The organism is Paenibacillus sp. FSL W7-1287, assembly GCF_038004245.1.
GTDB lineage: Bacteria > Bacillota > Bacilli > Paenibacillales > Paenibacillaceae > Pristimantibacillus > Pristimantibacillus camelliae.
Genome location: NZ_JBBORD010000001.1, coordinates 363,538 through 389,571 on the forward strand (window position 1 = coordinate 363,538; position 26,034 = coordinate 389,571).

The 26,034-nt window shown below is 43.9% G+C and carries 27 protein-coding genes and 1 riboswitch; all 27 genes read right to left on the reverse strand.

Annotated features, from left to right (window positions below):
* Positions 1 to 93: 93 nt before the first annotated feature.
* On the reverse strand, positions 94 to 324 hold the full coding sequence (locus NSQ99_RS01700; protein ID WP_340834623.1) for a DUF1146 family protein: 231 nt from the start codon (positions 322 to 324) through the stop codon (positions 94 to 96).
* Between the two features lie 16 nt (positions 325 to 340).
* Positions 341 to 2,284: a proton-conducting transporter transmembrane domain-containing protein gene (locus NSQ99_RS01705; protein WP_340834626.1), complete on the reverse strand. Its 1,944-nt coding sequence runs from the start codon at positions 2,282 to 2,284 to the stop codon at positions 341 to 343.
* A 209-nt stretch (positions 2,285 to 2,493) separates the two neighbouring features.
* Positions 2,494 to 4,251, reverse strand: coding sequence for a hypothetical protein (locus NSQ99_RS01710; protein ID WP_340834628.1), 1,758 nt, complete (start codon positions 4,249 to 4,251; stop codon positions 2,494 to 2,496).
* Positions 4,252 to 4,383: 132 nt separating this feature from the next.
* Positions 4,384 to 4,791: a F0F1 ATP synthase subunit epsilon gene (locus NSQ99_RS01715; protein ID WP_251670090.1), complete on the reverse strand. Its 408-nt coding sequence runs from the start codon at positions 4,789 to 4,791 to the stop codon at positions 4,384 to 4,386.
* A 21-nt stretch (positions 4,792 to 4,812) separates the two neighbouring features.
* Positions 4,813 to 6,222, reverse strand: coding sequence for a F0F1 ATP synthase subunit beta (gene atpD, locus NSQ99_RS01720; protein WP_251670091.1), 1,410 nt, complete (start codon positions 6,220 to 6,222; stop codon positions 4,813 to 4,815).
* A gap of 31 nt (positions 6,223 to 6,253) precedes the next feature.
* A complete protein-coding gene (gene atpG, locus NSQ99_RS01725; RefSeq protein ID WP_340834632.1) occupies positions 6,254 to 7,117 on the reverse strand; it encodes an ATP synthase F1 subunit gamma in 864 nt (287 codons plus the stop codon).
* A 111-nt stretch (positions 7,118 to 7,228) separates the two neighbouring features.
* Positions 7,229 to 8,743: a F0F1 ATP synthase subunit alpha gene (atpA, locus tag NSQ99_RS01730; protein ID WP_251670095.1), complete on the reverse strand. Its 1,515-nt coding sequence runs from the start codon at positions 8,741 to 8,743 to the stop codon at positions 7,229 to 7,231.
* A gap of 15 nt (positions 8,744 to 8,758) precedes the next feature.
* Positions 8,759 to 9,307, reverse strand: a complete 549-nt coding sequence (locus NSQ99_RS01735) for a F0F1 ATP synthase subunit delta (protein ID WP_251670098.1) — start codon at positions 9,305 to 9,307, stop codon at positions 8,759 to 8,761.
* A complete protein-coding gene (atpF, locus tag NSQ99_RS01740) occupies positions 9,304 to 9,786 on the reverse strand; it encodes a F0F1 ATP synthase subunit B (protein ID WP_340834635.1) in 483 nt (160 codons plus the stop codon). Before atpF ends, NSQ99_RS01735 begins: the two co-directional genes overlap by 4 nt.
* 85 nt (positions 9,787 to 9,871) lie before the next feature.
* Positions 9,872 to 10,087: a F0F1 ATP synthase subunit C gene (gene atpE, locus NSQ99_RS01745; protein WP_251670102.1), complete on the reverse strand. Its 216-nt coding sequence runs from the start codon at positions 10,085 to 10,087 to the stop codon at positions 9,872 to 9,874.
* A 99-nt stretch (positions 10,088 to 10,186) separates the two neighbouring features.
* Entirely contained in the window at positions 10,187 to 10,957 is a 771-nt protein-coding gene (gene atpB / locus NSQ99_RS01750) for a F0F1 ATP synthase subunit A (protein ID WP_340834639.1), read from the reverse strand.
* A gap of 9 nt (positions 10,958 to 10,966) precedes the next feature.
* Entirely contained in the window at positions 10,967 to 11,359 is a 393-nt protein-coding gene (locus NSQ99_RS01755) for an ATP synthase subunit I (RefSeq protein ID WP_251670107.1), read from the reverse strand.
* A complete protein-coding gene (locus NSQ99_RS01760) occupies positions 11,352 to 11,582 on the reverse strand; it encodes a hypothetical protein (protein WP_251670109.1) in 231 nt (76 codons plus the stop codon). The genes NSQ99_RS01755 and NSQ99_RS01760 overlap by 8 nt, the downstream gene beginning before the upstream one ends.
* A 189-nt stretch (positions 11,583 to 11,771) precedes the next feature.
* On the reverse strand, positions 11,772 to 12,920 hold the full coding sequence (gene wecB, locus NSQ99_RS01765) for a non-hydrolyzing UDP-N-acetylglucosamine 2-epimerase (protein ID WP_340834644.1): 1,149 nt from the start codon (positions 12,918 to 12,920) through the stop codon (positions 11,772 to 11,774).
* 32 nt (positions 12,921 to 12,952) lie between these two features.
* Positions 12,953 to 13,582 carry a uracil phosphoribosyltransferase gene (gene upp, locus NSQ99_RS01770; RefSeq protein WP_251670111.1) on the reverse strand — a complete coding sequence of 210 codons (630 nt, stop codon included), beginning with the start codon at positions 13,580 to 13,582 and terminating at the stop codon, positions 12,953 to 12,955.
* A gap of 255 nt (positions 13,583 to 13,837) precedes the next feature.
* A complete protein-coding gene (locus NSQ99_RS01775; protein ID WP_251670113.1) occupies positions 13,838 to 14,794 on the reverse strand; it encodes an ABC transporter ATP-binding protein in 957 nt (318 codons plus the stop codon).
* Positions 14,791 to 15,798 carry an ABC transporter ATP-binding protein gene (locus NSQ99_RS01780; RefSeq protein ID WP_340834647.1) on the reverse strand — a complete coding sequence of 336 codons (1,008 nt, stop codon included), beginning with the start codon at positions 15,796 to 15,798 and terminating at the stop codon, positions 14,791 to 14,793. Before NSQ99_RS01780 ends, NSQ99_RS01775 begins: the two co-directional genes overlap by 4 nt.
* Positions 15,799 to 15,809: 11 nt before the next feature.
* Entirely contained in the window at positions 15,810 to 16,733 is a 924-nt protein-coding gene (locus tag NSQ99_RS01785; protein WP_340834649.1) for an ABC transporter permease, read from the reverse strand.
* On the reverse strand, positions 16,733 to 17,668 hold the full coding sequence (locus NSQ99_RS01790) for an ABC transporter permease (RefSeq protein WP_251670118.1): 936 nt from the start codon (positions 17,666 to 17,668) through the stop codon (positions 16,733 to 16,735). The genes NSQ99_RS01785 and NSQ99_RS01790 overlap by 1 nt, the downstream gene beginning before the upstream one ends.
* Before the next feature lie 84 nt (positions 17,669 to 17,752).
* Complete coding sequence (locus NSQ99_RS01795) at positions 17,753 to 19,399, reverse strand: peptide ABC transporter substrate-binding protein (RefSeq protein ID WP_340834652.1); 1,647 nt, start codon at positions 19,397 to 19,399, stop codon at positions 17,753 to 17,755.
* Between the two features lie 554 nt (positions 19,400 to 19,953).
* Entirely contained in the window at positions 19,954 to 21,201 is a 1,248-nt protein-coding gene (gene glyA / locus NSQ99_RS01800; protein ID WP_251670121.1) for a serine hydroxymethyltransferase, read from the reverse strand.
* A 27-nt stretch (positions 21,202 to 21,228) separates the two neighbouring features.
* Positions 21,229 to 21,777, reverse strand: coding sequence for a TIGR01440 family protein (locus tag NSQ99_RS01805; RefSeq protein WP_251670123.1), 549 nt, complete (start codon positions 21,775 to 21,777; stop codon positions 21,229 to 21,231).
* Positions 21,778 to 21,781: 4 nt separating this feature from the next.
* Positions 21,782 to 22,240 carry a ribose 5-phosphate isomerase B gene (rpiB, locus tag NSQ99_RS01810; protein WP_251670125.1) on the reverse strand — a complete coding sequence of 153 codons (459 nt, stop codon included), beginning with the start codon at positions 22,238 to 22,240 and terminating at the stop codon, positions 21,782 to 21,784.
* 195 nt (positions 22,241 to 22,435) lie between these two features.
* Positions 22,436 to 22,516, reverse strand: a riboswitch (ZMP/ZTP riboswitch).
* A 98-nt stretch (positions 22,517 to 22,614) separates the two neighbouring features.
* Complete coding sequence (locus NSQ99_RS01815; protein ID WP_340834656.1) at positions 22,615 to 23,205, reverse strand: low molecular weight protein arginine phosphatase; 591 nt, start codon at positions 23,203 to 23,205, stop codon at positions 22,615 to 22,617.
* Positions 23,206 to 23,228: 23 nt separating this feature from the next.
* Positions 23,229 to 23,786: a manganese efflux pump MntP gene (locus tag NSQ99_RS01820; protein WP_251670127.1), complete on the reverse strand. Its 558-nt coding sequence runs from the start codon at positions 23,784 to 23,786 to the stop codon at positions 23,229 to 23,231.
* A gap of 367 nt (positions 23,787 to 24,153) precedes the next feature.
* Positions 24,154 to 25,218 carry an L-threonylcarbamoyladenylate synthase gene (locus tag NSQ99_RS01825; RefSeq protein ID WP_340834658.1) on the reverse strand — a complete coding sequence of 355 codons (1,065 nt, stop codon included), beginning with the start codon at positions 25,216 to 25,218 and terminating at the stop codon, positions 24,154 to 24,156.
* Between the two features lie 73 nt (positions 25,219 to 25,291).
* Positions 25,292 to 25,975 (reverse strand): stage II sporulation protein R, encoded by a 684-nt coding sequence (gene spoIIR, locus NSQ99_RS01830; RefSeq protein ID WP_251670129.1) that lies wholly within the window; start codon positions 25,973 to 25,975, stop codon positions 25,292 to 25,294.
* Positions 25,976 to 26,034: the final 59 nt, after the last annotated feature.

Consider the following 26,034-nt stretch of genomic DNA (forward strand, 5'->3'; position numbering starts at 1 on the left):
ATTCAAAAAGTCTGACTTATTGAACAATTTCTCAAAAGACGACGTCGTCATTTTTCATGTATTGATACCAAGTGTTTGCAATATTGATTCGAGTTATTCTACAAAATCTTGGAGCATTGTGGAGAAGCCCCAGTACTGCAGAAAAAAACTTCCTAACTGGTAACCGAGCACGATAGCAATGACAATTTGCAGCATCCTTGCTTTCGGATGGTTCACATTTTTAAGTATTTTATCCCATGCAACGATGGATAGCAGCATCCATACGAATAAAATACACAAAACGACGACGACGATTGAAAAAATCCCTTGAACCCCTTCACTCATTGACATCCTCACCTTCTTATAACCAAAACGCTAGCCCTATTAGAGCTGCAAGAGAGCTGAAGCCTATGACGTACCAATGCACAGGAACACTCATTAATTCAGTCACATCGTGCGATGTGTCCTTCGTAATGTACATTCGAATTATATATTCTAAAGGTATTGTAGCCATTAAAGTATGTGAGATGAGCCACAGTGCAATTAACCCATATTGACCATACGCACTCCATAGTTCAATTATGCTTAGCTGATACGAAAACCCTGCTGATAAAGGAGCCGACATAAGCGCCAGTAAAAACAGCATAATGACAAAGGCAAGAATCGGCCTGCGGTGATATAAGCCAGTCAATGCATGAATCTGCATATGTTCTGGTGCGAGCACCGTCCTAAACATGCTGTAGCAGCCGAGAAGCATAACAGCGTACCAGATGGCAGCAAGGATCGTCAGGGTAATGTCTAGCTCTGCTGACATCGCTTTGGCGCTTGTCACTACTGCAATAAGCGTTAATAGATGATAGATCGCTTGCCACATCAACATCCGATTGATATTGCGCTGTCTATTATTAACGAGCCATATCGCTAGCGACATTGCGATACTTACTACGACAGGCAGCTTCCACGCTACACTATTAAAATCAAATACCGATAAAAAGCTGGCATTCACTTCTGGCAATGCTGCAACTGCATGCTCCCAAAATTTATGTAGCTGATGCAGTTCATATTCCAATAAATCTACCGCAATAATTGGATAGCATCCTAGAACAATGATGAATGTCAGTAGAATGATAGCTGGCAAGGCTTCGATAAATCGAAGATCAGCTATATCCTTCATACGTGCATCAGCTTGTCCTTGTTGCAAGCGGAACAAAAAGCGTACATTATAAGCAACGACACTCATCATACCAAGCACACCGGCAACTGTAATCCACCTACTAATAGGAAAGCTAAGCAGGATGGCATGGTAGGTTCCTAGAAAATGTGATAGGCCTGGTATACCCATTAATCCACACAAAGCAGCTGTAAACATCCCGGTCAAATAAGGCGATCCTTTTAATGCTCCATTCCACTGCTCCAGCTGTAAGCTGGATGTTCTCTCATACAGGGATGTAAGCAGCACACAAAGCAAAGCGATAATGAGCTGGAATGACAGCATCTGCAGCCACATCATCGTCAATCCTATCTCTGAGCCTGATAGCATCAGTATAACGAGGATAGAGTATTGGCCCCATACAATATATGCGAGCCAGCTCTTCACATTTTGTTGGCGCCACAAGCCTATGCTAGCCAGCAGCCATTGAAAACCCATAATCCAAATGACTGGCTTGCTAATCCAATGCATCATATCAGCGAAATATACTAGTCCGATGCGATAGCTAATATAGATGCCTATTGAACCTATTGCTAGACTGTAGATTACAGATACAACGAGATGACTTTGCCTATATACTGATAAAAAAGGTCGATGCATTCCGATAATGGGAATATAACATACTAAACCTACTAGCAGCATGAAAAATGCTAATATTCGCTGATCATGATCTGCTGTTTCCGTTAATGTACTGGCGAGCGGAAGCTCCCCAAGCTGAACGTTAGAAAATTGAAAATACTGATCGCTACTACCAATCAACAGGATGCAGCTCATCGAAATAAAAAATATTCCAGCTAGCTGCCAATAGAAAAATCGTCTTGCCGTTCTTTCAGAATGTTCGTCTCCCCATATCCCAATCAGTAGTAAAAATAGAAAGGCTAGCAGCAAAAGTGCCGCACACAATAGTAGTCCATCTCTGATTGAGTATATATGTAACAATACGGCTTCAACGAGTAACACTAATACATAGAATAGCTTATGTCGTTTTTTAATATGCACAGCCGCTATACATACAGCTAGCATCACAACACTCGTAAAGAAGCTGAGCCAAAGCGAGACGCTATCCATGCCATAGCTTAGACTTATAATCGACACTTTTGTCGATAGGTGAATATGAAACTCCGAGAGCATCCCTCGTTGCATAGCTCCAAAAAGCATATAAGAAAGGATGATGAGGGGAGTAGCCGCGCTTACGATTGATAATCGCCGATAGCTTCGTAGATTAATACGGTGGCAGAGGGCTAGAATACCTGCTAGTACACCAGGAATCACAAGCAGCAGTGGTAATATGATATTATTCAGTATTATCCCCCCCCTACGCTATACCATAGTACAATCATGATGATCGTTAAAACAGCAACAAGACCTATACTTTGCAGAATATTAGCCTGAGCTCCGGTACGACTAATGAAACGTAATGGAAACGGAAGCCACGTCGTAAGCAGCTGGACGATGGCACGTTCTATAAGCTGACCACCTCTAGCCACAAGTCGCCCCAGCTTCCTAATCGTATTAGCTAGTCGCTCTCCACTTTGTTGGAGCCCTTCGTCGATATATTCAAGTTTACTGGATAACGCTCCAGTAATTCGTTCGCTGAACAACCAAGCAATCATAACACCTACGGCTATACTGAGCATAGTTAAAAGCATAGGACCAAGCTTCATCGTTTCCATCGTCTGCATATTAAACAACCATTGCTCTAGCCGTTGATTATCAACTAACCAAAGTAACCCTAATCCAATTAACAATAGAGCTGGCCATATTACAATAAAGACCGCTCCTCTTTTTGGAGGGAAAGACAACTTTTTCCAATATGATGTAAAGGATATCGTTACGCCTAATGCCGAGCACATGACAACGAGCAGAGCCGCAATTGTCCAGCTTGAATTCTGCACAGCAATGGTAGCAATTAATGACTGTTGCATCCAGTAGCCACTTAATGGCGGCACACCAATTAGTGTAAGCACGGCAACCAGGAAAGAGCCAAACACAATAACCGAGGAGGTACGTATGGCTGAGCCGTAGATCGCAATCAAAGACAGCATAATAAACGTCAGCTGAGCGATCATGTAAACATAGACACCATGCCCATATGCAAATATCATAATGCCTACCATGGTCATGCCGATATAAGCCATTGCATCCTGTATACGCGTAAGTATACGTATGGTGCACCAGAGAACGACAATAGCACCGAGCCACTTACATAATGTCAACACATCCGTACTTTCTGTAATGACGACTCGAAATCGAAGAAGAATAGAGATAGGCAACAGCGCACTGCCAAAGCAGAAAATTACCACTCTTAGAATCGGGCGTTCAAGCTCAAGCTGCTTCATCCAATGTCCATATGGAATAAGACCTGCTATAAACAACGCGCTCGCAACGAGAGCACCGGCAATGATATGCTTCATCTGCTGCGTAAATCCTGCTGCCGAGCCACTGAAAAACGTTTCAAGCATCGTAAACTCTAATGAGTGATTCGGTATGTACCAATATAGAACGACTAGTGCAGCAAGAAATGCGGCATAGCCTGCCAATTGTGCCGTAATAAATTGAAAGATTGCTTTTGGTTTACTGCCATATATCGGATGAGATAACAACAAATATAGACTGAAGCTTATAAGCAATGCACAAGCAAAAAAGGTGACAGCATGATCAGCTAATACAACTCCGCTTGCTGCAAACAATAATAGGCCCATGTAGCCATATATCGATGATATCGCGGCTTGATCCTGCTTATGATAGAGCAGACATAGCAGTAGGATATTGATCCCTGTAATTAAAACAAGCAGCCATGCAGCCAAATTGTTTAACTCATAGCCAATACGGAAGAATGTATCTCCGATAACGAGCCAATCGACATAGTAGCTATAATCATCAGCCTGGATAGTTGCTCTCTCCCACGTCAAACCAATCGCTATGATAAATGCCGCAGCGGAAGACAATGTACTACTTACTACCATTATGCGCTGATGACTTCTGCCAACCGTTAATCCAATAATAAATATTAAGCCATATAAAAAAGGGATCACCCATACGATATCTGACCATGCAAGCATATTGTTGTTTCACCTCTCTAACGAGCAGTCACTATTAATCTTACTAATGTGCAAGCTAGTTGTCCAGTTTGTCTATGGTGGCGCTATCTAATAAAAAAGCTGCCTATTGCCATAGCAATAAGCAGCTTTCTATTATTTGTGAATATGTGTAACGTTCAGACGATTCATTGCACGCTGAAGAGCAAGCTCTGCTCTGCGGAAATCAATTTCATCGGTTTTCGCAATGGTTAAACGCTGCTCAGCACGCTGCTTAGCGGCCTCTGCACGTTCAATATTGATGTCCTCTGCAAGTTCTGCACTTTCAGCTAGAATAACGACCTTGTCCTTACGAACTTCGATGAATCCGCCATTCACTGCAACTACATCCGAGATCCCATCACGCTTAATGGTTACTGGCGCAATACGTAAAGGTGTAACAAGCGGAATATGGTTAGGCATAATACCTAGCTGACCTTCAAGGCCTGTAACAACAACCATATTTGCTTGCTCTCCATATACTTTGCGCTCAGGCGTTACGATTTCTACTAGAAACGTACTCATGTGGATTCCTCCCGCCCTTCGCTAGACAAGCGTTTTGGCCTTCTCCACGGCTTCTTCGATTGTACCTACATAGCGGAATGCTTCCTCTGGCAGGTCATCGTGCTTGCCCTCGAGAATTTCTTTAAAGCTGCGTACGGATTCTTTAACCGGTACGTATTTACCTGCAAGACCTGTAAATGGTTCTGCAACGTGGAATGGCTGAGATAGGAACAATTGAATTTTACGTGCGCGAGCAACGATCAATTTTTGTTCGTCAGAAAGCTCATCCATACCAAGGATTGCGATAATATCTTGAAGCTCTTTGTACGTTTGAAGAATTTTCTTCACGCCTTGAGCTACATTGTAATGCTCTTGTCCAAGAATTTCAGGCGCAAGAATACGAGAAGAGGACGCAAGCGGATCTACCGCTGGGAAGATACCCATCTCAGAAATTTTACGCTCTAGGTTAGTCGTTGCATCAAGGTGAGCGAACGTTGTTGCTGGAGCCGGATCCGTATAGTCATCGGCTGGAACGTAGATCGCTTGAATCGATGTAACTGAACCTTTTTTCGTAGACGTAATACGCTCTTGCAATTGACCCATCTCTGTCGCAAGCGTTGGCTGGTAACCTACCGCTGATGGCATACGGCCTAGTAGCGCGGATACCTCAGAACCTGCTTGTGTAAAGCGGAAGATGTTATCGACGAACAGAAGCACGTCACGACCTTCAGCATCACGGAAATATTCAGCCATTGTAAGACCTGTTAGTGCTACGCGAAGACGCGCACCTGGAGGTTCGTTCATCTGACCGAATACCATCGCCGTTTTGCTTAATACGCCAGAATCCTTCATCTCGTGGTACAAGTCGTTACCCTCACGAGTACGCTCACCTACACCCGCGAATACGGAGATACCGCCGTGCTCTTGTGCGATGTTGTTGATTAATTCCTGGATTGTTACGGTTTTACCTACACCGGCACCACCGAACAAACCGATTTTACCACCTTTTGCATATGGAGCAAGAAGGTCGATAACTTTAATACCTGTTTCAAGAATTTCAGCTTGAGTAGACAATTCGTCAAAAGTCGGTGCTGGACGATGGATAGGTAGTTTTTCTTCAGCTACCACATCACCAGCTTCGTCGATTGGTTGACCAAGTACGTTAAATACGCGGCCAAGTGTTGGAGCACCTACAGGTACTGTAATAGCAGCGCCAGTGTCCACTGCTTCCATACCGCGAACTAGTCCGTCTGTAGAGCTCATCGCTACGGTACGAACAAGATTATCGCCAAGGTGAACGGCAACTTCAAGTGTAAGATCAATGTCTACACCGCCGCCAGCCTCTGCATTATGCTTAATCGTTACAGCATTCATAATCTCTGGCAGATTACCGCGTTCAAACTCCAAATCGACGACCGGACCCATGACGGATACAACGCGTCCTTTTTTCATTGCTTTCCCTCCTGGTTCCTCATTTATGAACTTAAGATTGTGCGTTAGCTCCCGCAACAATTTCCGTAATTTCCTGCGTAATCGCAGCTTGACGAGCACGGTTATATGTCAACGTCAATGAGTTAATCATCTTCGTAGCATTTTTCGTAGCACTGCCCATCGCAGTCATACGAGCACCTTGCTCACTCGCTTTTCCATCCAATACTGCGCTGTAAATAAGCGTTTCAGCGTATTTCGGCAGCAGCACCTCAAGTACACCTTCAGCAGAAGGCTCGTACTCATAAGAAGAAACAGCCTGATTATTGCCTTCAAAGTTTTCTAGCGGCAGCAATCTAGTTTCCGTTGGAATTTGAGTAAGTGCGTTTACAAACTTATTATAGTAAATATAAAGCTCATCATAAGATCCGTCTGAGAATTTGCTTACCGCGCTTGCAGCAATAGACTTAATGTCACCAAACGTTGGAGCATCAGCAAGACCGATGACCTCCTCGATGATCGGCATATTTCTACGACGGAAATAGTCACGACCTTTACGTCCGATTACAAAAATCACATATTCATCAGTAGATTGATGTCTTTCTTTAATTGTAAGCGTTAATTGGCGCAAGAGATTGGCATTATAACCACCAGCCAAACCACGGTCTGAAGTAATGACGAGATATGCTGTTTTCTTAATTGGACGAGCCTCAAGCATAGGATGACTTACACCCTTCGTGCCTGCAGCAATATTACTCACCACTTCTAGCAACTTATCAGCATATGGACGTGCAGCAACTGCAGCCTCTTGAGCTTTTCTAAGCTTAGATGCAGCAACCATCTCCATCGCTTTCGTAATTTGGCGTGTATTTTGTTTACCTTTAATCTCACGCTTAATCTCACGCATGCCTTTTGCCATTCGTTTCACCCGCCTTCGATGCCCAGCATCGCTGCCAGGCTTGGTAAGGGATCTGTACTATGCATCACGTACAGATGATATTATGTCGAACGAGCATTGCTGCGCCGTCTATTAAACGGATGCAGCAAAGCTTCTTTTAAATTCGTTAATTGCATCAACAAGAGCCTTCTCATTGTCAGCAGCAAGATCCTTCGTATCGCGGATTGACGCGCCGATTTGTGGATATTTGCTGTCTAGGAATGCTAGGAACTCTTGCTCAAAGCGAAGAATGTCCTCGATCGCGATTTCATCAAGATGACCTTTAACCGCAGTGTAGATTGAGATAACTTGCTGCTCAACCGGCATTGGTTGGTTAACTCCTTGCTTAAGGATTTCCATCGTACGAGCACCACGGTTTAGACGTGCTACTGTAGACTTATCAAGGTCAGATCCGAATTGTGAGAACGCTTGAAGCTCACGATAAGCAGCAAGGTCAAGACGCAGTGTACCTGCAACCTTTTTCATCGCTTTAATCTGAGCGGAACCACCAACACGTGATACGGAAATACCAACGTTAACCGCTGGACGTTGTCCAGAGTAGAACAGGTCAGACTCAAGGAAGATCTGTCCGTCCGTGATGGAGATTACGTTTGTTGGAATATATGCAGATACGTCAGAAGCTTGAGTTTCGATAAATGGTAGAGCAGTCAAGGAACCGCCGCCTAGTTTATCACTTAGCTTAGCAGCACGCTCTAGCAAACGAGAGTGCAAGTAGAATACATCCCCTGGATATGCCTCACGACCTGGAGGACGACGAAGCAATAGGGAAAGCTCACGATATGCTGCAGCTTGTTTCGTTAAGTCATCATAGATTACAAGAACATGCTCGCCTTTGTACATGAAGTACTCACCCATTGAGCAACCTGCATATGGTGCAAGGAATAGCAATGGAGAAGGCTCAGAAGCACTTGCTGTAACTACGATTGTGTAATCTAGTGCACCATGGCGACGCAATGTTTCTACTACGTTAGCAACGGTAGATTGCTTCTGACCAATCGCTACATAGATACATTTTACGCCTGTGCCCTTTTGGTTAATAATCGCGTCGATCGCGATTGTTGTTTTACCCGTTTGACGGTCACCGATGATCAACTCACGTTGACCGCGGCCAATTGGTACCATGGAGTCAATCGCTTTAATACCAGTCTGCATTGGCTCATGAACGCTTTTACGATCGATAACACCAGGAGCTGGTGATTCAATTGCGCGGAATTCCGTTGTATTAATTGGTCCTTTGCCGTCAACTGGTTGACCCAGTGCGTTAACGACACGTCCAAGTAGTGCTTCACCAACTGGAACCTCCATAATGCGACCCGTACGTTTAACTTGGTCACCTTCACGAATATCAGTATACGGTCCTAGAATAACGACACCGACGTTGCTCTCTTCAAGGTTAAGAGCCATACCGACGACACCATTTGCGAATTCAAGAAGCTCTCCCTGCATCGCATTTTCAAGACCGTGAACGCGAGCGATACCGTCACCGACGTTGATAACAGTGCCGACATCCACGACTTGAATTTCAGATTTGTAGTTTTCAATTTGCTGTTTAATCAGCGTACTAATTTCATCAGGTCTGATACTCAATTCGTTCACCCCTATCTACAGTGCTTTAGAATTTAAAGTTTTTTGCAAACGCTCCAGCTTACCTGCTAGACTTCCGTCGTAAAGGCGATCACCGATACGCACTTGTACGCCACCAAGAAGCGCTGGATTTTCGACTTGCTCAGCAACGATCTTTTTGCCTGTAATTCCTTCGAATTGAGCAGCTACACCTGCCAGCTCAGCATCTGAAAGCTTTTTCGCAGTATAAACTACCGCTTTAGCTTGACCAAGTGCTGCACCTGCGATTTTAACGTAGCTATCATATAAATTCGGGATTACGGATTGGCGACCACGCTCAATCATAAGTCGTAACGTGCTGTATACAAGCTCAGACAGCTCTGCGCCGAAGGAATCCTTCAACAGCTGCATTTTGTTTTCAGTCTGCACGCTTGGCAGAGCTAAAAATTTATTCAATTGCTCATTGCTCTCTAACGCGTCAACAATAAGCTTAAGCTCATTTTCAACTTGAGAAACGATCTTGCCAGCGGCTGCAAGTTCGAACAACGCTTGTGCGTAGCGTTTAGCTACCACGATATCGCGGCTCATTTACTTCCAACCTCTTTAAGATACTTGTTAACAATCTCCTCTTGGGATTTCTCGTCCACTTGCTTCTCAATAATTTTGGAAGCGATTTGCACAGAAATGCCGCCCACTTCTGTACGAAGCGCGGAGATCGCTTTATTTTTCTCACTCTCGATATCTTTGAGTGCTTCATCCTTAAGTCTAGCTGCTTCATTTTTAGCAGATGTAACAATTTCATCAGCTTGCTTCGAGCTAGTTGCACGAGCTTGCTCAAGAATTGCATATGCTTCCTTACGTGCTTCATCAAGCGCTGCCTTTTGCTCAGCCATCGAAGCTTCCGCCGCGTTACGGCTAGTTTCTGCAGCATTCATTTGTTCTTTAATTAACTCTCTACGCTTCTCCATTACTCCAAACAATGGACCGAACGCATATTTGTTCAAAAGCCAGAGCAAGAGTAGAAAGGCAATAATTGTAATCACGGTAGATGACAGAACGATATCCATATCTGCACTCCTTTCCTCCGATTAGTAAAGGTAATCAAAACAAAGGCGAAGAGGGCAAGCCCTTCCCCGCCATTAGAGGTAAATATTAAGCGCTGAAGAACGCCAAGAAACCGATAACTACGCCAACGATAGGTACAACCTCTACGATACCAGCACCGATAAACATTGTTGTTTGAAGTGCTGCTTTTTGTTCTGGTTGACGAGCGATACCCTCAACTGTTTTAGATACGATCATACCGTTACCAATACCTGCGCCAATCGCGCCCAAACCTACTGCAATAGCTGCTGCCAATACACTCATTACTGAATCCTCCTCAAATTTAGAAAATAATTTTTATTAAAATCTGTATAACAAACTTTGAAGCCGCCCATTAGGCTCGTTCAAAGCTAGTTCCTAACATTAATGGCTCAATGCAGGATCGTCCTCGTGAACGGCTGCCTGCGAGATATACACCATTGTAAGAATGGTAAATAGGAAGGCTTGAATTGCACCTACGAAAATACTAAAGCCTTGCCATACCATCATAAACGGTATACCTACAAAGTTAAGCATCAAAATGGTTGAAATCAAGATTTCACCGGCTAGAATGTTTGCGTATAGACGCAAAGCCAACGTTAAAGGCTTAGCTAGCGTTTCAATCAAGTTAATTGGGAAGAAAATTGGATATGGCTCAAAGTAATGCTTCAAATAGTGCTTTCTATTCCATTTCAACCCTAGAGAATGCACAATGATGAATACGACAAGCGCTAGTCCAGCTGTTACTGATAGATCAGCTGTAGGAGATTTCCACCAAGCGATGTGCGCATGACCATCATGAGAATCAAGCACTGCTTGCGTAATACCTAGCCACTCAATTTCTGTTGTTGCTTCCGTTACGATTTGGAACGGCAAGCCTAGCAAGTTACCTACGAAAATAAATACAATGATCGTCATCCCTAAGCTAACAAACTTCTTCGCCTTTTCAAACGGCATCGTACTTGCAATCGTGCTGTGAACGAATTCGATAATCCACTCCATGAAGTTTTGCATCTTACTAGGATTTTCAACTGATAGATTACGAACAGATAAGCGAGCTAGCACCAATACAATTATTGAAGTTACAACAATTGCAATAATAGCTGAAAGGTCAAAGCGGATCCCCATGAATTCCACTATTGGAAACAAATGCATAAGTCAATATCACCCCTTTCCGCTGTTATTTTCTTTCACAGTGTGAATAAAAGCTGCCACTAATATAAGAAAAGGCATCACCATGCTGCCAACAAGCGCTGCAGGTAAATTGATTATGTCTGGGTATCGATAGCCGAACATCGCAAGCAGTAAAACCGTCGCGATCCGATTACCAAATCCGAGCCCTTTTCTTCTTGTGCGAGTTCCTTCTTGCTGCACTGCAGATTCAGTTGACATTACAACTCTCCGCTGCAATAAAAACGCATTCATAGCACTCGCGAGTAAGCCCAGCGCTAACCCTAATGCCACTGATCTCCACTGGGGCAATGCAGCATAGGCGATTAACGTCGGCACCAGAAGGCAGAGCATCCAACGTGTTGCTGACTTCATCATTTTATCCATCGGAGCCCTCCAACACCTTCAATACTACTAAGATTGCAGATCCGATCCCAATAGCAAGTCCAGTTAGAACACCACCGATGAGCCAACCCTTGCTGCCAGTCAAATCACTCACATAAGAACCTACCCAATAGCCAAGAACAATGAAGATTGCGACCTGTATTCCGAATACTCCCATAAGAGCAATAGCAAAAATTGGCCGATCTTTTTTCCTTTGCTTTGTCATAGGTAGACACTCCTGTCAATCCTAATATATTTTATCGAAGCGGTAGAAGGTTTGTCAATTCTAATTCCAATATAAATGCTTATATTTACGGCTAACAATCCTTATCTGATAAGGGTTGTTAGCCAGCGAAAACCGTACAGTACTACTGTATACTGTATATTCGGCTACGTCATCTTCTTAAAACAAAAACTATGAACGTTGTGTGAACGGATCAGGTCGATTAGCTGATTTTCCGAAAAAATGGAGAATGGAATCAACAATTCGCTCTGAAGCCTGCCCATCTCCATACGGATTAGCTGCCTGACTCATACGCTTGTATAGCTCTGAATCGGTAAGCAGTACTTTCGCGCGCTCATATACATGCTCTTCATCTGTACCAACAAGCTCAAGTGTTCCAGCTTCAATTCCTTCAGGACGCTCAGTCGTATCACGCAGCACAAGCGTAGGCACGCCAAACGACGGCGCTTCTTCCTGCAAGCCCCCTGAATCTGTCATAATCATGTATGTATGAGGGTAAAAATTATGGAATTCGAATACATCAAGCGGCTCGATTAGCTGAATACGTGGGTGATTGCCCAATATTTCCTTGGCTGGCTCGCGAACAGCTGGATTAGGGTGAACAGCATATACGAACACAACATCCTCGAACTCATCTGCGATACGCTTAACTGCACGGAAAATATTACGATGAGGCTCACCGATTGATTCGCGACGGTGTGCAGTCATCAGCACCATGCGTTTTCCACGGGCCCAATCGATGACGGGATGCATAAAGGATTCATCCACTGTATATTGAAATACATCAGTAGCTGTATTACCGGTAATGTAAATCGTCTCTTCGTTTTTATTCTCTTTACGTAGGTTATTTGCTGACCACTCAGTCGGCGCAAAATGAATATCTGACAACACGCCAGCAAGTTGACGATTCATCTCCTCAGGATAAGGAGACATCTTGTTCCAAGTCCGCAACCCTGCCTCGACATGTCCGACTTTAATCTTTTTCAAAAACGCAGCATAGCTGGCTAGAAACGTTGTCTGTGTATCTCCGTGAACGAGAACGATATCTGGCTTAGCTTCTTCTAACACTGGATCTAGACCTTCAATGACGCTTATCGTCGTTTGTGTTAACGTTTGACGCTCCTTCATGACGTTCAAGTCATAATTCGGCTTGATCTCAAAAAATTCAAGCACTTGATCAAGAATTTCCCTATGCTGAGCCGTAACACATACGATCGATTCAATCTCATCCTCGCGCTTTTGCAGCTCCAGCACCAGAGGAGCCATCTTTACAGCCTCAGGTCTCGTTCCAAAAATCGTCATCACTTTCAACTTCGACAAACTGCTCAACTCCAATTCATTCTACATTTCAGTTAATTCGTACCAAATATACGGTCGCCTGCGTCTCCAAGGCCTGGCACAATATAGCCTTTCTCGTTAAGACGCTCATCCTGCGCTGCAATATAGATATCAATATCTGGATGTGCATCCTGTACAGCTTTAATCCCTTCAGGCGCTGCAATGACACACATTAGCTTGATATGATCACAGCCGCGTTGCTTTAGAGAGTTAATGGCAGCAACAGCAGAGCCGCCTGTTGCAAGCATTGGATCTACAACAATAAGTAGACGTTCCTGCGCATCAGTAGGTAAATTAATGTAATATTCTTTAGGCTTTAATGTTTCGTGATCACGAGCCAGTCCAATATGACCAACCTTTGCAGAAGGAATCATCTTAAGGATCCCATCCACCATTCCGAGACCAGCACGAAGAATAGGCACTAGCCCAATCATACGTCCAGACACAATCTTGGCATCCGTAACAGCTACAGGTGTTTCTACCTGAACCGTCTCGAGCGGCAAATCTCTAGTAATCTCATATGCCATGAAAGTAGCTACTTCATCGATGAGCTCACGAAAATCCTTTGTGTTTGTATTTTTGTCTCGAATAAATGTTAACTTGTGCTGGATCATCGGATGATCACAAATAAATAATTTACCCATGTTGCCTCCCAAATTTATCCTTTTTCTATTATTCATCTATTTTATTCTTATTATTAATATTGCTCATAATCCAACTTATTATAGCACTGTCATTAGCGAGTTGCATCATAATTTACTTGTTGTTAACAAGCAAGCCACATTTCTTTATGAAGTTAACGAAAAGGTTAGTGAAAATTATATCATACTTTAAACAAAATCGACCAAAAGCAAGCTGCCTTGGTCGATTTTGTTTTATATTCATTCCTTAACAGTGGTTTACGCGTAATGACATGCAGCAAAATGCTTATCCTTCACTTCTAGCAGCTTAGGAGCATCCACTTTACATTTATCAGTAGCGATCGGGCATCTCGTATGGAACGGACAGCCGGTTGGAAGATGGATTGGACTTGGCAGATCACCGCTTAGTACAATTCTCTCCCTCGTCTGCTCCACATCAGGATCTGGAATCGGTATCGCAGACATCAACGCTCTTGTGTAAGGATGTCTTGGGTCGCTATACAGGTCTTCGCTGCGCGCAAGCTCTACGATTTTGCCGAGGTACATCACGGCCACTCGGTCACTAATATGCTTGACCATAGACAGATCATGCGCAATAAACAAATACGTTAATCCCATATCACGCTGAAGGTCCTGCAAGAGATTAACGACCTGTGCCTGAATCGATACGTCCAGTGCAGAGATTGGTTCGTCTGCAATAATGAACTTCGGATTAACCGCAAGCGCTCGAGCAATCCCGATACGTTGACGTTGACCACCTGAAAATTCATGAGGATAACGTGAAGCGTGCGCAGCATTAAGATTAACGAGATCAAGCAGCTGCTCAACACGTTTTTTACGCTCTTTACGGCTGCTAACGAGCTTATGCACATCAAGGGATTCACCGATAATGTCCATAACCGTCATTCTAGGATTGAGTGAAGCGTACGGATCCTGGAAGATCATCTGCATATCGCGGCGAAGCTGCTTCAGCTCTGAACCGCGCATCGAATAAATGTTTTTTCCATTGAACAGTACTTCACCTTCCGTTGGCTCGTATAAGCGCATCATCGTGCGGCCAGCAGTTGACTTCCCGCATCCAGATTCACCTACAACCCCTACGGTCTCACCTTGCTCTATCGAAAAATTAAGATCATTGACTGCTTTAAGAATGTTATTATTACCTAGATTAAAAAATTTACTTAAATGATTAACCTCTATAAGCGGCTTACTCATTGATTCACTTCCCCCTTCGCATAAGGGTGCAACAGCCAGCAGGCTGCTCGGTGACCAGTATGCTCATCGCCCTCTTCAGCTGCGACAAGATCTAGGTCATTATCCACACATACTCTCATTGCCTCATCACATCGAGCGCAGAAGCTGCAGCCCTTCGGTGGCGAGAACAAATCTGGCGGTGTGCCATGAATAGGAACTAATGGCTCGTCCTTCTTCTGATCAAGACGTGGAACAGAACGAAGAAGACCTCTTGTATACGGGTGCTGCGGATTGTTGAAAATCTCATGCTTCGTTCCTGTTTCTACAACCTTACCCGCATACATTACGATGACGCGATCACATACATCGGCAACAACGCCTAGATCGTGTGTAATAAGCACAATGGAAGTGCCCATTTTTTGCTGCAAGTCCTTCATGACCTGCATAATTTGAGCTTGAATCGTTACATCAAGCGCGGTCGTTGGCTCATCCGCAATTAATAATGCGGGATTGCAAGCCAGCGCAATAGCAATCATAGCACGCTGACGCATACCACCGGAAAATTGATGGGGATATTGGTCTACACGGCTTTCTGGATTTGGTATACCAACAAGCTTAAGCATTTCGATCGCACGCTCTCGTGCATCTGCTTTGCTTATTTTTTCGTGCTTTTTAAGACCTTCGATAATTTGAGTACCGATGGTTAGCGTAGGATTCAATGATGTCATCGGATCCTGAAAGATCATCCCGATATCTTTACCTCGAACAGCTTCCATCTCTTTATCTGATTTTTTTAATAGATCTTCCCCATTAAATAATATTTCACCACTCAAATTAGCAGGAGGACTCGGAATAAGGCGCATCAAGGATTGAGCGGTGACACTTTTACCACAACCTGATTCACCTACAATAGCTACTGCTTCACCCTTGTTAATATGAAAATTCACGCCGCGTACTGCTTGTACGACACCACCGCGAACATTAAAGTTAACCTTTAGATCATGAACCTCAAGTAGCTTTTCCATGTTTCCACCTCCTATTTTTTCATCTTCGGATCAAGCGCATCACGTAAGCCATCTCCAAAAATATTAAAGCAAAGCATTGTTAAGCTGATGAGTATGGCAGGGAACAGCATCCGCCATGGATATACAGTCATCGCCTTCAAGGCGTCATTAATCAACGTACCTAGGGAAGCAGCAGGCGATTGTACACCTAAGCCAAGAAAGCTTAGAAAAGCCTCTGCGAATATTGCTGATGGCACAGTCATCGTAATCGTAACGATAATTGGTCCTAGCGCATTCGGAATAAGATGCTTAAACATTATGCGGCTTGTACTTGCACCGATCGTACGTGCAGCAAGCACATACTCTTGGTTTTTTAGCTGCATGACTTGTCCGCGTACAATCCAGGCCATATTGATCCAGCCTGTAATACTTAGTGCGAGAACGATCGTAAACATACTAGGCTCTAGAACAACAATGAGTAGAATGACAACGAGCATACTAGGAATTGAGTACATAATTTCACAAAAGCGGTTTAAGATTTCATCGACTTTACCGCCATAGTAGCCCATAATGCCGCCAATAATGACACCAAGCACAAGGTCTACAAGTGCAGCATACAGACCAACCTGCAAGGAGATCCCTGCGCCCATCCACGTCCTCTCGAACATATCGCGGCCAAGTGCATCAGTACCAAACCAATGGTCAGGACCAGGAGGCAGGTTCGTACTTGAAAGATCATTTGTTTTATAATCATACGGTGTCATAAACTGAGCAAAAATCGCAAACAAAGCAATAACGATTAACACATACAAGCTAATCATCGCTAGTTTATTTTCTTTTAGACGAAGCCACGCATCCTTCCAAGCCGATATACTTTCACGTACAACGAGCTCTTTCGGCTGCTCGGATCTGTTTAATTTAGCAAAATCTTGCTTTTTTAGCGTTTGATCTGACATTACGAACCTCCTTTCCCGCCTGTTAGTTTGATCCGAGGATCAACAAAGCCATAGGCGACATCCGTAATGAGACGTGCAATCATGAGGATGACAGCATAGAATAACGTCAAGCCCATAATGAGTGTATAGTCACGATTCGTAATGCTACTTACAAAGTCTTTACCTAGTCCGCCGATACCAAAAATCTGTTCGACAATGACTGAACCGGTAATAATGTTAGCTGTCATAGGACCTACATAGGTTACAACAGGCAAAATCGCATTACGCAAAGCATGCTTTACGAGAATAACTCTGCCCGACAAGCCTTTTGAGCGAGCCGTTTTAATATAATCAGCCGAAAGCACCTCTAGCATGCTGGATCTCGTTAATCGAGCGATAAACGCGGTAGGCAAGAAAGAGAGTGCGATCACAGGTAGAACATAATCGAGCGGTCCATACAGGCCGGTTACATTAAACCAGCGCAGCTGAACACCAAATATATACTGCAATGCAGAAGCAACGACAAAGTTAGGAATAGAAACTCCTAGTACGGCTATAAAAATAGTAAATCCGTCTAGAAACTTACGATGATTCAATGCTGCGACAAGACCAAGCAGCACCCCGACAACAATAGATACTAAAATTGCTAACACACCAAGTTGCATTGAATAGGCAAAGCCATTTTTTATTACGCTTTCTACGGTAACGTACTGCTGTTTCATTGATGTACCCAAGTCAAACTGCAGTAAATTACCAATATAAGTGATATACTGCTTCCATAAAGGCTGGTCAAATCCATATCTTTCCATCAGCATTTGTTGAATAGCTGGAGGAATGTTTTTTTCAGATTGAAACGGATTGCCGGGTATGGCCTTCATTAAGAAGAATGTTGCTGAAGCTAATACAAAAAGCGATAGCAGCATAAACAGTATCTTCTTGATAACGTATCGAACCAATTGCTTGTACACCTCCATATCATGCTGAAAGAAAGGGATATATGCTACCAACTGCGCATATATCCCTCGATTTTTCTAACGTACTTATTCTGCTTCTGCTTCGTAATAACCACGCGTGAAGATAACATCGCCTTTATAGTCAACGTAAACACCTTTAACGTCAGGCTTCATTAGATACACTGTACTGTAGTAGTAAATTGGAATGATCGAATGCGAATCAATAATCATTTTTTCAGCTTCGGCCATTAAACGAACACGTTCAGCTGCGTCTGTTGACTGATCCACTTGTCTTACAAGCGCGTCGTATTCAGCGTTAGCATAGCCCGTGTTGTTGTTCCCGCTTTTTGAAGTAAAGAGTCCAATGAATGAAATCGGATCGTTGTAGTCAGCACCCCAGCCTGCACGTGCAACCTGATAGTTCATTGCTGTACGATTATCTAGGAATACGCCCCACTCTTCGTTACCGATTTGAGCGTTAACACCAAGATTATTGCTCCACATATCAACGACAGCTTCAGCAACCTTTTGGTGTAGTTCATTCGTGTTAAACGTTAATGAGAAAGCTGGAAGCTCTGTAAGTCCTTCTTCAGCAAGACCCTCTGCAAGCAATTGTTTTGCAAGCTCAAGATCCTCTTGGAAGTAGTTATCATCGACTTCATTGCGATATTCATCCTCAACGCCTTTAATACCCGGAGGAACTAAGCCGTAAGCAGGAATTTGTCCGCCAAGCGTTACTTTTTCAGTAATCGCTGCACGATCAATGGATAGAGACAATGCCTGTCTAATTTTTTTGTTTGTAAATGGCGCTTCCGTTGTATTGATCAAATAGTAGTACAAGCTAGCTGTACCTTTAATTTGGAACTCATTAGGATATTTCTCCTTCAAGCTCGCAAACTGATCGGTTGGAAGAGCACCTGTAGGGTAACCAGCATAGTCCAGCTTACCAGTCTCATACATATTAAGCTCAGAGTTAGAATCGTTAACCATCGTGAAGGATACTTTAGCGAATCTAATATCATCACGAGCATAATAAGATTCACTTGGTTCTAGGACGATGGATGTATTACGTTTCCACTCCGTCATCGTAAATGGACCGTTGGTAATCATTGTATCTGCTGCTGCAGCAAATGCTTCATTCTCAGTTACCGATTGGTGAACTGGGAAGTAGATTGCTGTAGAAAGCAAGGATTCAAAATACACGGTCGGAGCATTAAGCGTTACGACTAATGTATGATCGTCTGTCGCATTGATCTTTACGTCGTCGACAGAGCCAGAGCCCGTATTATATGCTTCTGCACCTTCGATATAGTACATTTGGTAAGCATATTGAGATGGCTTAGGAACTAGCTTCGGATCTAGTGCACGTTTCCATGAGAATTCAAAGTCATGTGCTGTTATAGGATCACCGTTGTTCCATTTTGCATCAGAACGAATAGTGAATGTGTACGTTTTACCGTCCTCAGACACATCCCATTTCTCAGCAATACCTGGCTGTACGTTTCCATTCTCATCAATGATCGTCAAGCCCTCGTAGATCGCATTAATGACTGTGAATGACACCTGATCTGTTGCCTGAGCAGGATCCAGAGTTGGTGGTTCACTTGCTAAATTGATGCGAAACTCATTGTTGTTTGCTCCGCTCTCATTTTTTGAGCCAGATGCGCAGCCTGTAACAACAAGCGCTAGCACTAGCACCAACGAGAGCATGGAAACCAATTTGTTCTTCTTCATGCTGATACTCCCCTTTTTCTTGATGTATAAAGCACTTGGTGTGGAATCGAGTGAATGCATCAGTAAAGAAATTGACGATAGCCATCATGCATGTATGAATATTCAATCGCCTTAATATTCCTACTTGTAATGCAAGGTTACAATTCCTTAATAAAAAGACGGAGATGAATATAACTCTAATTCAACACCTCTGTCAAGACAGCAGCCGGCCTATGAAAGCGACTCCCTACAAGGTCAAATTTGTGAACCAATTGTTATTACTGAAATTGAAGCAGCTATTTACACTTTGTGAACAACTTTCGAATACAGTTAATGGATGTGTTAATTTAACTGCATTGGAAATACATGATAAATAATTTACCTATTTTGCCACGTTTTCTATTTTACTATTTGCATAATTACACTGCTCTATACACTTCAATTGTCATAATCATGCATTTTATGCGTTGAGATATACACAATTTTTCAATGATTTACAGCTACTTTTGCAAATAAAAAAACCATAAAAAGGTATAGGTTTACCTTTTTATGGTTTCCGTTATTCGTTATGAATATTAGTAAGTTAATCCAGGGTAGATAGGGAATTTTGCTGTTAGATCGCGTACTTTTTTACGAGCTGCGTCTTTAACTGCTTCATCCTGTGGATTCTTCAACACTGATGCGATTACTTCTGCAATGACACTCATCGCAGCTGCGTCCATACCACGCGCTGTAGCAGCTGGCGTACCGATACGGATACCGCTTGTTACAAATGGGCTAGTAGGATCGAATGGAATCGCATTTTTATTAACCGTAATACCAACCTCATCTAGTACGTGCTCAGCATCTTTACCAGTAATGTTTAGGTTGCGAGTATCGATAAGCATTAAGTGGTTGTCCGTTCCACCTGATACTAGATTAATGCCTTGTGCGCTTAACGCTTCAGCTAGCACCTTCGCGTTGTTCACTACATTAGTAGCATATTGCTTAAACTCATCCTGCAATGCTTCGCCGAATGCAACAGCTTTTGCAGCAATGATATGCATAAGCGGGCCGCCTTGTGAGCCAGGGAATACTGCTTTATCAATTGCTGGAGCCCAAGCTTTACGACAAAGGATCATACCACCGCGTGGTCCGCGAAGTGTTTTGTGCGTTGTTGTCGTAACAAAGTGAGCATGTGGTACTGGGTTTGGATGCAAGCCAGCAGCAACAAGACCTGCGATATGAGCCATGTCAACCATGAACAATGCGCCAACCTCATTAGCAATTTGACCAAGCTTTTCAAAATCAATAATACGTGGATATGCACTAGCACCCGCTACGATTAGACGTGGACGGTGCTTGAAGGCAAGCTTGCGAACTTCTTCATAATCAATCGTGAAGGAATCCTCTTGCACACCATAAGCTACGAAATTGTATAGAAGCCCGGAAGCATTAACAGGGCTACCATGCGTTAAGTGACCACCATGCGCAAGGTTCATACCAAGCACAGTATCGCCAGGCTTTAATGCCGCCAGGTACACAGCCATATTCGCTTGAGCGCCAGAGTGTGGCTGTACGTTAGCATGCTCTGCACCAAATAGCTCTTTCGCACGATCGCGAGCAATATCTTCTACGATATCAACATGCTCACAGCCGCCATAGTAACGCTTGCTAGGGTATCCTTCTGCATATTTGTTCGTTAGAACAGATCCCATTGCTTCCAATACTGCTGGACTTACGATGTTCTCCGATGCGATTAGTTCAATATTATCGCGTTGACGCTGAAGCTCTAATCCAAGTGCTTCTAAAACCTGTGGGTCTTGCTTACGTAAATGCTCCATTAAAATGCCTCCCTAAATAATTTCAATTTATTCATATACTGCTCGCTCGCCGCCAATTAGCTTCGGGCGTGTAAAAGCTAGCGTAACATGTGCTGATCCAATCGATTGAATCGATGCTCTGAACGGTACAACAACCTGCTTCAAATGCATGCCAATAAAGGTATCTCCAATATCAATTCCAGCGTCAGCAGCTATGCTTTCTACAAGACAAGGCTGCTTCAGTTGATTGTAAGCATATGCAGCCATAGATCCGCCTGCCTTGGGGATAGGCCGTGCCTGTACAATCGTGAGTCCTAGGTTTTCAGCCAGCTCCTGCTCGATAACGATCGCGCGGTTCAAATGCTCACAGCATTGGAACACAGGTATAAGGGGATAGCTGCTAGCTACTTGCTGAATGCCAGAGTAGATCGCTTCCGCAATATCTTCTGCGCCAGCTGAGCCAATATGCGCTCCTGCTACCTCACTTGTGCTGGCACCAATGATGAAAAGCTTCGCCTTGGTCCATTGGCATCTTTCCATTAATTCACTCGTTACTTTAGCTACCTCGGCAGTAATTGTATCTAGTGAATAGGACATACAACTACTCCCCTTTAATGTAGCGCTTTTCGATCTCCATCACTTTACCGATGCGATTGACATGGCGCTCACCTTTTGAGAACGGAGTTTCCAACCAGATTTTAACGATATCAAGGGCAAGGCCAGGGCCAAGTACACGCTCGCCAAGCGCCAATACATTCGTATCGTTATGATCACGCGTTGCATGGGCAGAAAATGTATCAGAAACGAGTGCACAACGAATGCCCGCACGCTTGTTAGCTGCGATCGACATCCCAATGCCAGTACCGCAAATTAAAATTCCACGATCTGCTTTGCCTTCTGCAACAAGGTCGCATACAGGAAGTGCATAGTCTGGATAGTCAACTGATGTATCGCAGTCACAGCCAAAATCAACAATTTCATGTCCTAATGACTGGATGAACGGTACGATTTCATTTTTTAAGCGAAAGCCGCCATGGTCAGCGCTTATTGCAATTTTCAAGGTAAAACACCCTTTCGTTCTGTTAGGATAAGGAACTTGATGCAGTTACGTCATACTTATGGTTGTTCAAAGGGGCCGACTTTGATCACGAATCGGTACTGAAAGTCGAACTTTGAACTTATATTTATAGTAGTAGTATAACGCTTTTTCGAAAAAAATGAAAAAAGAGCAAGACATGCTGAATGACAGCACGCTGCTCTTTGCCCAGGCGACCGGCCGTATACTTCGATGCTCCATTGTGGTTACCCACTGAAGTCGCCAGTTACATCGAAGACCGTTATGTTATATTTATAATATCCGATCTTTGTTGAAATATCAATCACCTAAGATGAAAATGTACGCTAACTTTATCGGATATGATTATTCACATCTAATTAAGAAGTCTTCATCGATATAAGCCTGTCCACTACCTTGTGAATTGCTTCCTCTAGCTCCTTCGCACACTCGTCATATACGAATTGAGAACCTCCAAACGGATCTGCCACATCAAAGCTTGGAATGCTTTGCTCAAGCTCCATTGCGCGTTGACGCTTCATCTCATCTAGTGGCTGGCCTAACGCTTGCTGCATTTGAAGATCAGAATATATCCCTTCTAGCTCTGTAAGCTTAGCCTGAAGCTGATCGTCCATATATGCGAATTCCTTGACCGTGTAGATATGATCCATCACTGCGGGATAGCGCCGAATAATTTCGCGCTTATGACCAGCTGTCATCGTTAAGATCAGATCAGCCCATTGCAGCACCTCATCATTCAATGCCGTAGAATGACCATGATGCTGAATGCCGTGCTGCTGCAAAGCATGAACAGAGTTCGCTGATACAGGTATGCCATCAACGGTTGAGATGCCAGCGGATCGAACGGTAACTGCCAGCCCTTTCTTTTGAGCCAAGCTTCTAAAAAACGCTTCGGCCATTGGAGATCGACATGTATTGCCGGTGCATAAGAACAATATTTGTTTCATCATCGCCAACTCCTTTACGTTCTCTATTATACAATAAAGTAAATTCCAAAAACGACTAGAATGACACCACCTAGCGTTTCACCATAGTCTCCAAGTGAATGACTAACTCTCTTCCCTAATGTCAAGCCTAGCATTGCCATCACAGCACCAAAGCATCCAAACAGCAATACCGTCAGCCATAGCGGTAGTTGAAACATACCAAGCGTGATGCCTACGGAGAAGGAATCGACACTTACACTAAAGGATAATAGCAACAAGCCCCATATCGTTCGATGATCAAAGAGCTGTGCTTCCTCTTCCTTTAAGGAGTGAATAATCATATGCAGTCCAAGTATAATAAGTAAAACTCCAGCAGCTATCGTCGCCCATTCCCCAAGAACAACGCTCATCATCTTACCCATCAACATACCGCCAATCGGCATCAGAATGTGGAACAAGCCGATCACTATACCGAGCTTCAATATATGCAGATAACGTATCCCTTTTAACCCAATCCCAATGCCGAGAGAAAAAGCATCAAAGCCTAGTGCGAGTGCTATCATCGTAATCGTCATGAGCTGTCCTAGCCAAACATTCATCTCCATATTCCCTATCTCCTTGTCCGATATACTCGTACAAGCATATGCGAACAAGTAGGAAAAGTTGACAACTTATTATGTAATGGGTACGTGAGCACCGGAAGGCCCGCTGAATTCAAGATTCGATGCCGAATAAGCTACATCGAGTTACTTCGTCATCAAGCCTGGACTTTTTGAACGTCCTCTTCAAATAAGGGTTCAAAAAGTTCGGGCTTCAGGACCAAGAAGGTTGAAAGAAGCCTAAGGACTGAGAAGCGCAGCGTACGTAATTGGTACGTGAGCATTCGAAGCCCTGGCTGAATTCAAGATTCGACGTCGATTAAACTACATCGAGTTACTTCGTCATCAAGCCTGGACTTTTTGACTTCATCTTCTAAAGGTTAATAACGTTGTGACCTGCAGCCTTCAACAACCTATTCATAAACGCCGCTCCAATGCCTTCTGTCGTACTAGCCTCCGACCATATGCGTGTAACGCCATATTCATCAAACTTACGAAGCGCTTCGTATAACCGCGAGGCTGCCTGCTCTAGCTGATTGACACTACCTAAGCTAAGGACAAGATCGGCCTGTTCGTAGTGGTGTGCATTTTCTTTGAAGCACAACACACCACATTTATTCTCGGCTGCATGCATTGTAACTTGCTGTACGATATATTGCGATACGGCTGCTGACTCACCCTTCACGATAACCAGCTTTCCTTGCGGGGCATAGTGCGTATACTTCATCCCTGGAGAACGCGGAGCTTCCTTGGTCTCCAGCTCAGTCTCTAAGGTTACGCTAGCTTCTGGACAGCAGGCTTGCAGCTGCTCAACAGTTACACCACCTGGTCGCAAAATTTGAATATGTTGACCGGATACCTCTACGACTGTAGATTCCAAACCAACACCTGTAGCGCCCCCATCGACAATCCCCTCGATTTTACCTTGCAAGTCGTCAAGGACATGAGAGGCCAGCGTAGGACTTGGTCTACCTGATGTATTAGCGCTAGGCGCTGCAATAGGTACTGCTGCTTGCCGCATCAGCTCTAACGCGATCGGATGATCTGGCATTCTTAGTCCGACTGTTTGAAGACCAGCCGTCACTTGATTAGACAACACACCCTGCCTTACAGGTAATATTAATGTTAATGGCCCCGGCCAAAATTGATCCATTAACCGTTCAGCAAGCTCATTTGTGCAGTTTGTAAGCTCATGAACTTGACTGCGATCATATATATGTACAATAAGCGGATTATCTGAAGGTCTCCCTTTGGCAGAAAATATCCCCCTTACTGCTTCTTCACTTCGCGCGTCGGCACCGAGTCCGTACACGGTTTCCGTAGGAAAAGCGATTTGCTTTCCTGCTGAAAGCAGTGCTGCCGGCTGAGCCAGCTGTACGTGCCAATCGGATTTTATTTGATCGATCTTCCATACCTTTGTATGAATCATCACGTCCATCCATCCCTCTTCATCGTTTGCCACGCTATTATAGCATAGTTGGAATAGGACTGGCATTTGTGTTTCTTATTAGTTAAGCAAACAACGAGCTAAACCAAGCTCCAAGATCCTCTAGCAGCTCAACGATAAAGAACTTTACTTCGATCTCAGCTGATTCCTCAGATGCCTCAGCGTCAGCTTGCAGTTCTACTGTTTCAGCTTCAGCCTCCTCAGCTGCGGACACCTTAGCAACACTTGTAGCCTCACCCGCTACTGCATCCGTAAAGCAAAGCGGAGGAAATAGTACACACCACCAGTTACGGCCTTCGCCTTTACCGAGCGTAATGAGCAACGCCTCGTATTCCCCAGCAGGATATACAACCTGTCCATACATCTTAGTAGGAAACTCTACTTGTCCAATCTCTGTATCAAATCCATATTGGTAGCCATTGCTAGAGAGTGTATCTGCAACAACCTGCTGCAGCTGCTGCTCGCGACTTGCAAGCAGCACCCGTGCCTCGTCAATGGACATTGGCTCATCAACCCAGCCATTCATCATTTCAACGACAGCATCACGGACCTTTGCTTTAATAAATTGATCAGAAGCAGAATCAGAGTTAGCCAAAATACGTAGTCTGATCGCTTCCTCAGGAATTGCATTCGTGTGAAGCGCAGCATCAACCTTTTGATATTCCCAGCTCATCACTAAAACCATTAAAATAAGTGCAACATACCCATAAACCTTACGATATGAAAAAGAAGAAGATAAATGCATCATTCTACACAAGCCCCTTTCGTACACCCGCTAAAATGTACCGCTTGCGTCCCGGAACGTCT

What these genes read in the sequence shown, in the direction of transcription:
- NSQ99_RS01700 (WP_340834623.1), bottom strand. Translation starts at nt 324, where the DNA reads ATGAGTGAAGGGGTTCAAGGGATTTTTTCAATCGTCGTCGTCGTTTTG.
- NSQ99_RS01710 (WP_340834628.1), bottom strand. Translation starts at nt 4,251, where the DNA reads ATGCTTGCATGGTCAGATATCGTATGGGTGATCCCTTTTTTATATGGC.
- NSQ99_RS01715 (WP_251670090.1), bottom strand. Translation starts at nt 4,791, where the DNA reads ATGAGTACGTTTCTAGTAGAAATCGTAACGCCTGAGCGCAAAGTATAT.
- atpD (WP_251670091.1), bottom strand. Translation starts at nt 6,222, where the DNA reads ATGAAAAAAGGACGCGTTGTATCCGTCATGGGTCCGGTCGTCGATTTG.
- atpG (WP_340834632.1), bottom strand. Translation starts at nt 7,117, where the DNA reads ATGGCAAAAGGCATGCGTGAGATTAAGCGTGAGATTAAAGGTAAACAA.
- NSQ99_RS01735 (WP_251670098.1), bottom strand. Translation starts at nt 9,307, where the DNA reads ATGAGCCGCGATATCGTGGTAGCTAAACGCTACGCACAAGCGTTGTTC.
- atpF (WP_340834635.1), bottom strand. Translation starts at nt 9,786, where the DNA reads ATGGATATCGTTCTGTCATCTACCGTGATTACAATTATTGCCTTTCTA.
- atpE (WP_251670102.1), bottom strand. Translation starts at nt 10,087, where the DNA reads ATGAGTGTATTGGCAGCAGCTATTGCAGTAGGTTTGGGCGCGATTGGC.
- atpB (WP_340834639.1), bottom strand. Translation starts at nt 10,957, where the DNA reads ATGCATTTGTTTCCAATAGTGGAATTCATGGGGATCCGCTTTGACCTT.
- NSQ99_RS01755 (WP_251670107.1), bottom strand. Translation starts at nt 11,359, where the DNA reads ATGGATAAAATGATGAAGTCAGCAACACGTTGGATGCTCTGCCTTCTG.
- NSQ99_RS01760 (WP_251670109.1), bottom strand. Translation starts at nt 11,582, where the DNA reads ATGACAAAGCAAAGGAAAAAAGATCGGCCAATTTTTGCTATTGCTCTT.
- upp (WP_251670111.1), bottom strand. Translation starts at nt 13,582, where the DNA reads ATGGGTAAATTATTTATTTGTGATCATCCGATGATCCAGCACAAGTTA.
- NSQ99_RS01775 (WP_251670113.1), bottom strand. Translation starts at nt 14,794, where the DNA reads ATGAGTAAGCCGCTTATAGAGGTTAATCATTTAAGTAAATTTTTTAAT.
- NSQ99_RS01780 (WP_340834647.1), bottom strand. Translation starts at nt 15,798, where the DNA reads ATGGAAAAGCTACTTGAGGTTCATGATCTAAAGGTTAACTTTAATGTT.
- NSQ99_RS01785 (WP_340834649.1), bottom strand. Translation starts at nt 16,733, where the DNA reads ATGTCAGATCAAACGCTAAAAAAGCAAGATTTTGCTAAATTAAACAGA.
- NSQ99_RS01795 (WP_340834652.1), bottom strand. Translation starts at nt 19,399, where the DNA reads ATGAAGAAGAACAAATTGGTTTCCATGCTCTCGTTGGTGCTAGTGCTA.
- glyA (WP_251670121.1), bottom strand. Translation starts at nt 21,201, where the DNA reads ATGGAGCATTTACGTAAGCAAGACCCACAGGTTTTAGAAGCACTTGGA.
- NSQ99_RS01805 (WP_251670123.1), bottom strand. Translation starts at nt 21,777, where the DNA reads ATGTCCTATTCACTAGATACAATTACTGCCGAGGTAGCTAAAGTAACG.
- NSQ99_RS01815 (WP_340834656.1), bottom strand. Translation starts at nt 23,205, where the DNA reads ATGATGAAACAAATATTGTTCTTATGCACCGGCAATACATGTCGATCT.
- NSQ99_RS01820 (WP_251670127.1), bottom strand. Translation starts at nt 23,786, where the DNA reads ATGGAGATGAATGTTTGGCTAGGACAGCTCATGACGATTACGATGATA.
- NSQ99_RS01825 (WP_340834658.1), bottom strand. Translation starts at nt 25,218, where the DNA reads ATGGACGTGATGATTCATACAAAGGTATGGAAGATCGATCAAATAAAA.
- spoIIR (WP_251670129.1), bottom strand. Translation starts at nt 25,975, where the DNA reads ATGATGCATTTATCTTCTTCTTTTTCATATCGTAAGGTTTATGGGTAT.